The sequence below is a fragment of the Microbacterium sp. 2MCAF23 genome (genome assembly GCF_052115565.1).
Classification (GTDB): Bacteria; Actinomycetota; Actinomycetes; order Actinomycetales; family Microbacteriaceae; genus Microbacterium.
Map to the genome: position 1 here is coordinate 47,103 of NZ_JBFRGY010000008.1, position 12,023 is coordinate 59,125.

Here is a 12,023-nt window from a genome sequence, read left to right on the forward strand (position 1 = left end):
TGCAAGGAGCAGTCACGAATGCGCTCCGTCAGTCACATTGCCGGGCTCGCGGGCTGTTGGTCGCGTGATTGCTTTCACTTCCGGGGCTTCCGAGGGCCTACAGTTACCGGCCGGCGAGCACCGCGACGCGCGCATGGAACTCGTCCACGGAGTGAGCCGTGATGTTGTTCAACTGCCACGCCTCTTGTGCGGCCTCGAAGATGTCAGAGCGCCACTGCCGTTCGCGGTCGGAGGTCGGCGGGTCGTAGACGACGTCGATAGGGGCGTCCGCTGGCAGCGTCGCGGTACGCGAACCGCTGATTTGCAAGTTCGCTCCATCGGTGCGCAGCCGGCTCACCAGGTAGTTCCAGGACTGGATCTCACGATCGAGCGGTTCAAGCGACGCGACGTTGAACGCCCACACATTGGTCAAAGTGTTGGTCTGCCGATCGGAGCGCAAGAGGTCGAAGCTCCCCCGTTGCTTCCCGATCCGCACCTTCGGCTGAACAAACAAGTCCTGGCCGATCGCCAGACCGCCTTCGAAAACGAGAGCGTCTCGCACGTCCGCGCGGAGGGATTGCCGTGTCAGGCCCCTGCGTCTGCGGATGGGCTCGCGCTCCACGAGGTGCGGGAAAAGCATCTCCACCCCTGCACGTGCCGACTCGACATCGATGGGGGCAGGCTCGGAGAACTGGACGGAGTTGGCTTGACGAGAGCGCAGTTGCGCGATCCAGCCGCTACTGACCGACTGCTCGCCGAACCCTACGCTGCCATGGTGCTCGACGGTACGGCGGAACCACGTGATCCAGTTGGTGAGTTCGCGCAGGTCGGAACTGAGGTTGCCGTGATTTCGGACGTACCGCGGGTCGAAGCCGACAGCCCAGTCGCCGCCGTCTCGGCCGCAGACGAGACCGACGTTGGTGAACTCGCCCCGTGCGATGTTCGGGACGAATCGAATGATCCAGTACTGGTAGCTCACGAGGCACCTCCCTAGGAGTGTCGGCTCTGGTTAGCGGCAACGCGCAGTCGCTCGGCCACGCCCTCTGTGCGTAGGAACAGTATGGACGCCAGCTCCGACAGTTCCTGCGGTGTGGTCTCCCACTCTAACGGAACGCTCCTGGCGACAGCCTGGATCATCGCCAGGCTGAGACCGTCGATCCGGTCGGCCGCTTCACGCAGTCCGCTCGCGGACGCAACGCCCGGGTCCAGGTCGAACTGCCACGGCGTCGTGGCGATCTTCTTCAAGGCGTCGATCGTCCAGTCGGACTCGCCAGCGAGCCAAAAGCCATGGTCGAACGACCAGATGCTGTACTCCTCTGTGGTCTGGTGCAGCCACTGCGGGTCGTCGCCCATGCAGAGGTCCCATAAGGCGAGAATGTGAGCCTGTCGGCGCCGGTTGTCGTCCAGCCGCGAATAGGTGCCCCATTCCTCGGCGACGACCACGTCCTCGACGTTCAACGAGCCATGCCCGGTACCCCCGCGCAGACGATGCCCCTCTGCATACTCCCAGTTGAAGGCTCCCGGGATCTCGATGAGCGAGTTGGCAGGAACTGGAGCCCCGATGAGTCTCCCGATGCCGTAGGCGACCGCTTCAGCGACCAGTGTCCGGGAGCCTTGCGGGTTGCTCGGCGGCTTGACCCAGTATTGCTGGCCGTCCGATGCCAATCCGAGAAACGCCGCTGACCCGGAGGTCCCACGCCGTAGCGGCGCGACCAAAGCCACCTTTGGTGGTGGGGAGAACTCGGGAAGGGTCACATTCGGAGCATATAGAGGGGCGCTGGCATCTCGTGGTAGGCATGCATGTCAGAGCCCAAGTATCATCTTGGCCACCTGATTTGCCCCCTCGACGGGGTTCCCGGCGCTGATCGGACCATTAGCGGAGAGGTTCACCCGAAATCTCACCGAATCGTCCGCGACGTGTCGAAACGCGGCAACGTCGTGACGACGCAGGACACCGATCGCAGTGTCATCCATGTCGTAGGCGCGGAAGAAGGTCGTAAGAAACGGGATCGAGTACGTCGGATCGGCTGCTTGCGTGGTGTGGTTGTAACCGATCCACGAGCTCGCGCCATACTCGGCAACGTGGGCGATGAAACGCTCGATAACCGGAGACGATGCTCCGGTATCGGCCATGCGCATGGTGATGCGCTCAACGAGGCTGGGGACTGTGAAGCTGTTGCTCGCGTCGCTCTCGGCTCGCTGGAGACCGATGCTCAGCAGGAACAGTCGGTGTTCGTCGCCTTCCTCGTCGCGTTCGACCTGATGCACGCCCTCAACGAGGTGTGATGAAGCGTTGCCTGTCGTGGTCTTGACCTCGATCCCCGTGCCGCCAAGGACGAAGTCGCGTGAGGATCGCTGCCAGCCGCGCCAACCAGCGATGATCTCTGCCACGCGAGCGTCATCGGCTCGGCGGCATAGCGCCTCCAAGAGAAGCAGCTCGCCTGCAAGTCCGAGGAGCGCCTGGCTTGAGATCGTGAGGTTCTTGATGGCGAGCTCGATGATCGGCTCGGTGAGGGCGAACGCACGCGGGAGATCGCTATCTGCTCGTTCCGCAGGAGTTCGATGCAGATGAACGCCGCTACCTGGTCGAAGTGCGTTAGTGCGGGGAAGACCAGGCGCGTGGCTTCGAATGTCGTCCCGTCGTCCTTGTAGATCGTTCGATGCTCGGAAGCGTCCTTGACGGTTCTGGAGACCGGCACGAGCTCGGCGCCGCGAAGGAGGAGTTCCACCTTGCCCTCGGTGTCACGAGCCACCCCGATGATCTCGGCCAGGGTGATCCATTCGACGTTCCGTGACCCGGCCTCCGGGGACACCGGGATGCGTTCGATCCGCTGCCGCGCATCTTCGTAATTGGTCATCGCGTCTTCCTCACACTGCGATCAGCGAGCCGGCTCGCGTCGCGGCGAACTGCTCCGGACCGCCAGCGGGGATGCACACTCCGACAGCGACTGCAGGATGCGGTTGGCCCGGCCGCTTGTTGACGTAGAAGAGAATCTGCCCGTGCGACCCTTGTGGGCGCCAGGATATCGTCCCAGCCGTTGCGGGAAGGGCTTCGCCGCGATGGTAGTAGTCGAAGAACTCGTCGCCGCGGTAGTCGAGTGGGCCCGCGTTCGGGTCGTTCGTGCCCCAGGTCGTATCAAGGTTCCCCTGAGCGTTCAGGCCTTTCTGGGTGGCACGGATGCTGAAGCCGAGACCGGAGAGCGGTCCTTCGGTGATTCTGTCGCCGTCACCGTATCGGATACCAACAGAGAACCGGGGCTGATGCAGCGTCTTGGCACGCAGGTCGGCCATCGCCCATCGGCCGGACGGGACTCCTGTGACGAAAAGGCCTCTGACGGCACGGGTGAGGCACGCCTCCCACAAGCGGAGGTACGCGGCGATGGCATACGGGCATTCGAAGCGGGCGTCCGAGGGTGTCCCGTCGATGGGGCTTGGGGCGTTGTAGAACTGCGTCCCAGCGGGCAGCGGCAGGGTTGCGTCCACGCGGGTCTGGACTTGCTGCCACAACTCTGCCAGGCGGCTTTCGTCGCCAGGGGCATAGGAGTCAAACGAGAGGCCGTCGAGCAGGTCGGCAGCATCTGAGAGCGACAATGTGCCGTCAAGCGCACGTCCGCGCACGGTGCGCCCGACCGACACGTCAGAGGAGGGGCCGGAGAAGACCTCAGCGACAAGCTGAGCGTTCGGATCGGGCTGCTGACCGTCGTTGATCAGCGTGATGAACGGCTTTGCGCTCGGACACAGCGGCACGCGGCCGATACTGGCGATCTTTCCGGTGGCCAGAAAACCCATGCCATGCAGGACGACCGGGGAAGGCGCGGCGCCAGCCATCTTCGCCGCGATGCCTTCACGGAGCGCCTCGTCGACATCGTGGTAGGCGCCGAACAGGTCGATCTGCTGCCGTGTGGCGAACATGCGGCACAACTCGATGTACTCTCCGCGGTAGCCGAACCATCGCTGCATCTGCATCTGGGTGTCGGCCACGGGGTTAGCCGAGCTGCGTCGGAAAAGCGCCGTTGTCATCCCCTCCAGTGTCAGCCCGCGCGCCATCACGTTGCCGGAGACGAAGATCGTCGAGAGGTCCGGGGCCGCGCGCCAACGCCGGGTGGTCTCGTCGAAGACTGGCCTGTACTCGGGCCGGTCGTCCGCGCTGGGGTCGCTGTTGACGACGGACACGCGCGTGCCCGGGATGACCTCGGTCTCCAGGATGTGGAACACGGTCGGCCAGTCGGGGATGGGTCGAGGGTTCATCACGTTGAACTCGGTAGCGATCGCGCTCGACGATGATCGGTAGCGGTCGATCCATGCCTCCCAGAGGGGCTCCTCACCGCGCATCTTCACAATGAGGCTGTGCGGGAGGAGTGCATTGCCGGACTCGATCAGACTGCGCGCCGTGGTGCGGTCTGGCACGCCAGCCCAAATGAGCACATCCTCCGCGGCTGCGAAGTGAGCGCCGATGTCTGCGGAGGGGTGGAGCAGCATCGAGTGGGTGGGCGGCGAAGCCACTTTCACATCATCTCTCCGGGGGAAGTCGGCGCCTCTGATCGAGTGTGGCCCCATCATTATGGGGCCAGTAGTCGAGGCCCAGTGCAACCTGATCGCACCGGCGACAAGGAAGGCGCGGATGGAATCTGCGAGATCGTCGTCGGCTCGTTCCGATAGCTCACGACAGAGGCCGGCCCCGGCGCCGCGGTCGTAGTAGACCTCGCCGCCCGTGTAGTAGTTGTCGACGCCGTTCGGTTCTGGGTATGTCGACGAGCGCGGGGCGTCCAGGTCGCCGAGGTCTGCGGGCTGGCCGACATCGAGCGGCGTCCGAAGCGAGATCACGAAGTCTCGCGGGGCGAGCGGATTGTGGTCCTCTTGCAGCAGGTTCGCCTGCGGGGTCGCCGTGTACCCGACGTAGGTGGCGAAGAAGTTGTCCGGCGCTCCGCTCGATCGCGGCTCCCATAGGTCGGCGATCGCGCGGGGAATCTGTTTGAGGGCAGGCGAAAGGGGTCCTTGGGATTGCTCTACGACGGCGTCGAGCACAGAGCCGTCATCCGCTTCATCGTCGAGGACGAGCATGTGCACGGCACGGTCTAGTCGCGCGACCTCGCCGAACACGCTCTGACGCAGCTCGCGTCCGAGCGCGTAGAGATGATCGGTCTGCTTCATCGCGACGACGATCATCGGCTGTCTCTGCGACAGCTTGCGTCTCACCTGCGCGGAAGGGAGTCGATAGGTGCTGTTCAGTGTCGCGGGCGCCCCGGAAAGCACGACTCCCGGAGGCGGACAGAGCAGCCGCCGGCGCGCTTTCGCGACTCCGTCCTCCCCCGCATCGAGCTGTTCGACCATGCGTTCGTAGGTTTGACGCCACAGCGACAGGCGTGTCCCCGCAAGGATCACCACGATGTCGATACCTTGGTCGAGCGCCAGCGCGGTCACGCCGAACATCGAGGCTGTCTTGCCGGACTGCACTGAGCCCATGACCAGCCCCGTACGCGTCCGGCTCTCGGGCCACGTTGCGGCGTCCGGCGGCTCCGCACCGAGCATTCCTCGCTCGACGATGTAGGCGCAATCGGTCTGAAGCACTCCTCGCGCGGTCGAGGTCATCTGCCCAAGCTCGTCAGAGTACCGGCTCCACCATGTCTCTTCCGCGCCAGACGGCGCATCGAAGTGCACCCGTTCCACGTTGATCGGTCACGCACCCTTCGGTGGGATACGCGATGCGAGCAATGACTCAACGCCTGATGAGCCGAACCGTGCACGGATCGCTTCGGAGGCTGACTCGATGTCTATCCCGAGCTTCTCAACAACGCCGGCGGCGATGCGAGCGATGAAGTCCCACTGGGTGCGGGTCTGAGTCTTCTCGGGACGCGTCCACTCGTTCAGCGCCGCTTGCCGGATCGTCGCGGCGTTGGTCTCGAGACGTTCCTCGATATCTTCCGGCGCACCGGCGGTGGCAATCGCGACGCCGACGAGCGACCCGACCAACTGCAAGTCCTGCCATCGGCTGCTTTTCCCATCGCCGCGAAACTTGTCCGGCCAGAGCTCGTCGTAAGCCGCGTGCAGACTGGTAGCCGTCGTCACGAGTCCGAAAAGGTCGGAGAGACGAGAGGAGGCCCGCAACGCATGTGAGCCGTCGTCCTGCACGCGCTTGAGGAGGTCGTCAGTGTGGCGTGCGGTAGAGGGAAGAAGCTTGCCTCCCGAGTCGTTCACGAGCGTCGCGATTATCCATCCGAGCACCTTCGTTCGACGGTAGCGAGCCTCACCGAACCCGTAGTCTGCCAGCGTTTTGCCGAGCTCACCGACGCCCGGAACGTCGAGGAGCGACGGGGCGATCTCTGCGATGTTGGCACGGCTGCTGGCGTCACCAGCCGCGACGAGGATCGCGCGCGTCAGTTCAACATCATGGAACACTGCGTTGCGGATCTCCTCGGCGTTCAGGTGCATGCCTTGTTTGTTGTAGAGGTTGAAGACCTCGTGAATCTGCCGCTGACTCGCCTTCGTGTACTCGATAACGGGCACCTTGTAGTCGGGGGCGCCTTCGAAGAGTTCCTCGACAGTCACCTCCTGGTCGGCGACGTGGATGGTGTGTCCCTTGATCTGGGTGTAGTACTTCCCGCGTAGAGGCTCCAAGTCTTTGCCGACGAGCACCCCGTTCTTGTCGTTTCGCAGCCGGAATGGGAAGTAGTAGTCGTCTTCAAGCTTTGCCGTGAGCGGTTCGCCCATATACCTCTTCCAGGCCAAGCGGAATTTGGGGTAGTCGTTCTCGAACTTGTCGCGAAACCCGGCTTCAGGCTTCGCCTTGTCAGCCTCAACGACCCTCGCGAGCGCTTCGGGATGCTTGCCCACAAAGCGCAGAATCGCGGTCAGGCGCTGCTTGCCGTCCACAACATCATCGGGAGCAGCGCCGCCCTTCCGAAGCAGGATGATCGAAGGCAGGGGAATCCCGCGGAGGATCGACTCGATCAGCTTCTGTCGATCCCCCGTGCGCCACACGTCCCCTCGCTGGTAGGAAGGCGTGAGGTTCAGCTTCTTCTTCGTCAGTTGGAAGATGTGCCACACGTCGGCCTTGGCCGTGACGGGCTCCGGGGAGATGGCTTCCTCGTCACCCCCCTCGGCTTCCCAGCGATCTGCCCAGGAGGCGGTAGCGGACGATTGAGTAACACCGTCGGAGTTGAGCTCTGCTATGAACTCGTCCTTGAGTCGGGTCGCTGCCTCGGCTCGCGCAGCGAGGCGCTCCAACGCCTCGCTGGTCAGCCGCGTGGCCCCGCCGGCCTCCTCGATCCCTTGAGCCGGCGGGACAAAGCTGAGGTTGGCTGCGAGGCTGAGGACGAACGCCGCGAGGTCGGCATCGGAAAGATCGTCATCGAAGTGCAGCCACCCTTGCACGTCGGCCAATCGCGATATCCAGGCGTCGGACCCGAAGTCCACGTCGGCAGATGAGAAGCTGGCGCAAGCCTGCACTCCTTCCGGGGTGTCGGTCACGTCCGACAGCTCCGCAAGTGCTTCCGCGATGCGATCCTGCGCCTGCACGCGCGGGCTCTCCTCGGGTCCGTCCTCGGCGGCCTCTGCGACGTTCAGACTCATTCGTGGCGCTTCCTTCTCAATGCTGTCTGGAACTGCCGTTAGGCAGCCTCACGAGCGACGGTGATTCCGGGCCTTGTGATGTCAGATGGTGTCTCGCGCGAGGTCAGCGCCTTGAGGAGCGGCTCTGCGATCTTGCGGACGACCTTCGCGTTGACGGCGTTGCCGAGCGCTTTGTACGCAGCAACGTCGCTTGCAGGAAGGGTGATGCCGCCGAGGCTCTGCAACCTCGCGCATTCTGCCGGGGTCATGTAGCGCCGAGCGCCGGTGCCGGAGATCTTCGCTCCTAAGATCGGTACTTGCGTCTGCGTCATCGCGATCAGAGCCGGCGCGGTCGTGGGCCGCTTCACACGGACGCCGGAAGCTCGGACCTGTATGACGTACTCGTCGATGTCCCGCACGCCGCCCTGCGCGTTCCATTCGAACTTCTGGAAGCTGGACGGGAACTCCCATGGCCGCCACTCATCAAGCCACGGGTCGATCCATCTGCGGTTGTCCGAGTAGAACCCACGATTCTGCCGAATGAAGGCCCGCTTCCAGCCAGGAAACTCAACGTCCCCGTCACGCCGGGAGTGGCTTGGTATCAGCAGCTTCTGCCCGGCAATGTTCAGTCCTTCGAGCGGGAATCCGAACGATCCCGTGAACTCATCGAGCTTTCCTGGTCGCCGCAGGGACCACGCCCGCGGCGGTGTCATCTCCTCATAGGGGTAACTCGCGCGGAACTCCATCGACCAGATCGGGAAGGATGGGAGCTTGATGTCCTTCGGCGCACGAAGCAGGAAGTCCCGCCACATGTCGATCGCGTCCTGCGTCCTCTCGGGCACCTCGCGAACGGGCGGCGCCTCGGGGTCAAGAGCGGTGGCAATGGTGGTCTCTTCCTTGCTCTCGTCTGGCCACTCGAACCCGATTAGCCCGCCCTCGGAGATCAGTGCTCCGACAAAGTACGCCCGCTCGCGCACCTGCGGGATGCCGAACTGGTGTGGCGACAACCGCCGGATGTCGACCTCGTATCCAAGATCGACGAGCATCTTAATGATGGTCGCCTTCGTCTCACCACCATCGTGGCTGAGGATATTCGGGACGTTCTCCAGAATGAAGCGACCTGGCCTCTTCACGCGCAGGATATCGTGCACCTTGAAGAACAAATGACCTTGCAGAGTGTGCTCGAAGCCCTGCTGCTTACCTGACTTGGAGAACGGCTGGCATGGGAAACCTGCGGTGAGAACCTCATGGTCGGGAACGTGCTCGGCGATCACCTCATCCGTGTCCAGCTCGTTCACGTCCGACCACGGCGCAATGCCGAAATTGGTCTCGTAGAGAGCGTTCAGTCCCGACTCCCACTCCGCAGCGAACACGCCCTCGCCCCCGAGCCCCCGTAGTGCCACGTGAAAACCACCGAGCCCAGCGAACAGGTCGACGAATCGGAAGGTGGGAGGCTGGCCTGCCATGGGTGGGCGTTCTCCTTCAGATTCCAAGATCTAGTTCAGTTCTGCATCCAGCTGAGTGGCGCCAAGTCACATAGCAGGAGGGCGTGGTTCACCGCTGACACCACGGTGGGTTCTCAACAACAATAGAAGGAGCGGCCGACATAACGAGTGTCCCGCGTCGGCGCGCCGACTCGCCCTCGTGTGAAGAGCAGATCCGTTGTCCTGCGGAGGTTCCGCTCCGGACGAGCGCTCACTCGATAGCGCAGCCCAGCCCCGTGCACGAGCCTGCGCACGGCCAACTCGGCCGTGGTGTCGCGCCCGCGGTTTCCCTGCATGGTCTTGCGGTTGGCCTCACTGGACGCCCACGATTCGTACACGACCCCACGGTACGCAGAGGTGTGAAGCACCAGGCGGGCGGCGGGACCGAGGCACTTATGTGAGCGTGGCGAGCACGGCTTCAAGTGCAGCGATCCCGTGCCCCGCTCTCGTCCCGTGTCGCTTCGCGAGGCCGGTCGCCTCGATCATGTGCGCCCAGCGGCGTTCGGTGATCACCACGTCACAGTATGGAGCGGCTACGGAGAGGGCCGAGACGTCCGTCCAGTCGTGCTGCTCCCAAGGATGAGTCAGGTCGCGGTGCTTCCGGTAGCGCAGTGTCGCCCACGTGAACGCGGACGGCAACGCTGCGATAAACGCATGCACCGACTCGGGCCCCGTCCTGCCGAGGAGGCCCGAGGAGAAGAACAGGTTCGGGTCGACATCCAGCTCCGCCGCGATCTCGTTGATCTCGTCCGTCAAGGACTTGAGCTCGTCGGCGACAAGAAAGTCCCACAACTGTGCAGGAGTGCCAGGTTCACGGATGATGCTCTCGCGGAGCCTCAACTCGTCTTGCATGTGCTGTGTCCCGTGTCGGTGCTCGGGGGTTCGCTCTACTCCTTCGCTTGCGAGGATGGCCTGTGTGCCCACGAGCTGGAGCCACTCCCAGGCGGGTCCGCTTCGCTCCAACGCCTCCCAGTTGTCAGGTGGCGCGACTGTCGACCCCTCGCTCACTACGTTGTCGGCCGACGCGAGCGACTCCACGAAACGAAACCGACCATGTGGAGAGCCGAACGCGTGACCAGCGCCATGACCAAGCAGGTCGGTCGTCGAAGGGAACGAGCCCGGCGCACCCGCAAGCTGCGTCACCAGCGCTCGCACCTCCCGACGGCGGACAAGATAGGGCGACGGAATCGTTGCGTACCCTGTCAGGTCTCTTATCAGGGCGCCGACCTGCTCCCGTGACCGCTGATCGCGTCGATGCCAGAGCTCCAGATAGTGCGCGACAGCGAGAGGAACCACCGCTTGACCGCGCGAGACGGCCGCCTCGAGGGCAGAGCGTGCCGCGATCCACCTCTGGTCGCCCTGAGAGTTGCCTCGCGCCATCGACACCCACACGTTCATGTCCAGGTAGACGACGACGGGTGTTTCCTGTCGATGCTCCATGCCCAATCATCTGCGTAGAGATGGATGATCGAGGTGACGACGCGCATGTCGCCGCAGCCCGGACTCCTCTCGCCTGTCAAGAAGGAACGCCGACTGGCGCTAACACGCGTACTGCGACATCCGGAAGACGTGCCGCTCCCTGAGAAGGAAGGGCCGCCCGGTCACTGTCCCGCCGAGTGCGTTGGTTCGCTCGAAGCGCCGCGCACTGGAAGGAACGAGCCGTCCCACTGGGGTTCGAACGGATGGGTGAGATACGGCGAGGCCTCCTGCGACGAACCGATCAAGCACCAGAGCGCACCACGGAGCCTCCACGTCGTTCGTATGAGGTCGAAGACCAAGCCGACCATCTCGTCGGCGGACACCGGCTCGGGGTCTGGCAGAGGCTCGCCGATCTCGCGCTTGGGGCGCCATAGCTTGGATCGCTCCCAGCGTTGCTCTGATACGAGACTGAGTCGGAGTGCGTCGTGTACAAAACGATTTCGTCGTTCGTAGTGCCCGGCTGCCTCGTGGATCGCATCCATCGCGAGCGACCGGGTCCGATCGCTGAATCGGGCGCACCGCGCAGCGTGCTCAGCGCATTCGGCGATGAGCACTTGGAACTGTTGGGGTGTGTGAAGGGCATCTTCCAGGTCTGAACCGCCGCTCAGCCTCACGTGGAGGTATCGCGTGACAGCCTCCATGCTCAAAGCCGCTGCAAGAATCCGTCCGCGCAGGTACGTTATCTGGTCAGCCATCGGCAGCGCGCGCACCACGTCAAGGTCCATGCCGTCATGATGACAGGCGGTGCGCGGGAATCGCATCTACAGTTGTGCGACCCGTGACGCGGGAGCCCCACGACGTGTACGCGCTGCGAATCAGAACTGCGAAGCGTTGATTCCCAGCATCTCAGATTGCGACTGCGTCTGCACGGCGGCGGGCGACGGTCTCCTGGGAGAAGGACGACAGTGATCGGGCCGTTGAAGGCCAGCTTGATCGAGTTCCACCCGCACAGCAGCACTACCAGGTTGGCCATCCGGGGCCGCCGGCTTCGATGGTCGTCACGCACCAGTAGGCGGCGAGCAGGTACGGGACCGGAGGAGCATCGCTCGTCGACTTGCGGCCATTCATTCCGTAACTAAGGGTTGGACGGACCCCCTGCCAGCTCTTACTACCTGAACACCGATCCAGTTCGGACGTCCCGAGCACGGTCACGTACGAATTCGACGATGACCACCATGCCGCTGGGTGGCGCGTTCGACGGTGGCTTCGTCGATGCGCACCGTGGCAAGGCGGAGAAGGCTGACCGGTCCGTTCACGATGAACGCTGCCGCGACCAGGAGGCACCAGAGCACAACAAGGTTGAGCCAACCCGGACCACCGTCCGCGACAATCTCCACGCAGGTGCTTGCGACGAACAGGTACGGCACCGCGATGAGCATCGCGGGAATGCCCCACTTCAGCCTGTCGCGGCGTCGGAGGCGTGCGAGTAGTCGAAGACTCGGGATGAAGTGCTGCATGACGTAGAAGGCGCGGGCGACCGCGCCGAGGATTAGGCGGATCATGGGGTGTCGTTCCTCTCTCAAGCGCATTGCT

9 protein-coding genes are annotated in these 12,023 nt (G+C 63.8%); all 9 read right to left on the reverse strand.

The annotated features are described in order from the left end of the window. Positions 1-103: 103 nt before the first annotated feature. The 9 genes from AB4078_RS09865 to AB4078_RS09905 all read right to left on the reverse strand — a co-directional run bounded on the left by AB4078_RS09865 (position 104) and on the right by AB4078_RS09905 (position 11,992). Positions 104-958, reverse strand: coding sequence for a DUF3037 domain-containing protein (locus AB4078_RS09865; RefSeq protein ID WP_441976983.1), 855 nt, complete (start codon positions 956-958; stop codon positions 104-106). Between the two features lie 11 nt (positions 959-969). Further along, positions 970-1,734, reverse strand: coding sequence for a hypothetical protein (locus tag AB4078_RS09870; protein WP_441976984.1), 765 nt, complete (start codon positions 1,732-1,734; stop codon positions 970-972). Positions 1,735-1,782: 48 nt separating this feature from the next. Beyond that, positions 1,783-2,610 (reverse strand): PD-(D/E)XK motif protein, encoded by an 828-nt coding sequence (locus tag AB4078_RS09875; RefSeq protein WP_441977076.1) that lies wholly within the window; start codon positions 2,608-2,610, stop codon positions 1,783-1,785. Positions 2,611-2,847: 237 nt separating this feature from the next. Continuing rightward, on the reverse strand, positions 2,848-5,568 hold the full coding sequence (locus AB4078_RS09880; RefSeq protein WP_441976985.1) for a Z1 domain-containing protein: 2,721 nt from the start codon (positions 5,566-5,568) through the stop codon (positions 2,848-2,850). Between the two features lie 87 nt (positions 5,569-5,655). Continuing rightward, on the reverse strand, positions 5,656-7,548 hold the full coding sequence (locus tag AB4078_RS09885) for a DUF262 domain-containing protein (protein WP_441976986.1): 1,893 nt from the start codon (positions 7,546-7,548) through the stop codon (positions 5,656-5,658). 38 nt (positions 7,549-7,586) lie between these two features. Then, the gene (gene dcm / locus AB4078_RS09890; RefSeq protein WP_441976987.1) at positions 7,587-8,993 is read right to left on the reverse strand and encodes a DNA (cytosine-5-)-methyltransferase; all 1,407 of its coding nucleotides are present in this window, start codon (positions 8,991-8,993) and stop codon (positions 7,587-7,589) included. Between the two features lie 411 nt (positions 8,994-9,404). Further along, positions 9,405-10,451 carry a hypothetical protein gene (locus AB4078_RS09895; protein ID WP_441976988.1) on the reverse strand — a complete coding sequence of 349 codons (1,047 nt, stop codon included), beginning with the start codon at positions 10,449-10,451 and terminating at the stop codon, positions 9,405-9,407. A gap of 161 nt (positions 10,452-10,612) precedes the next feature. Continuing rightward, positions 10,613-11,215, reverse strand: coding sequence for a hypothetical protein (locus tag AB4078_RS09900; RefSeq protein ID WP_441976989.1), 603 nt, complete (start codon positions 11,213-11,215; stop codon positions 10,613-10,615). Positions 11,216-11,638: 423 nt separating this feature from the next. After that, a complete protein-coding gene (locus tag AB4078_RS09905) occupies positions 11,639-11,992 on the reverse strand; it encodes a sulfate permease (RefSeq protein WP_441976990.1) in 354 nt (117 codons plus the stop codon). Between the last annotated feature and the right edge of the window lie 31 nt (positions 11,993-12,023).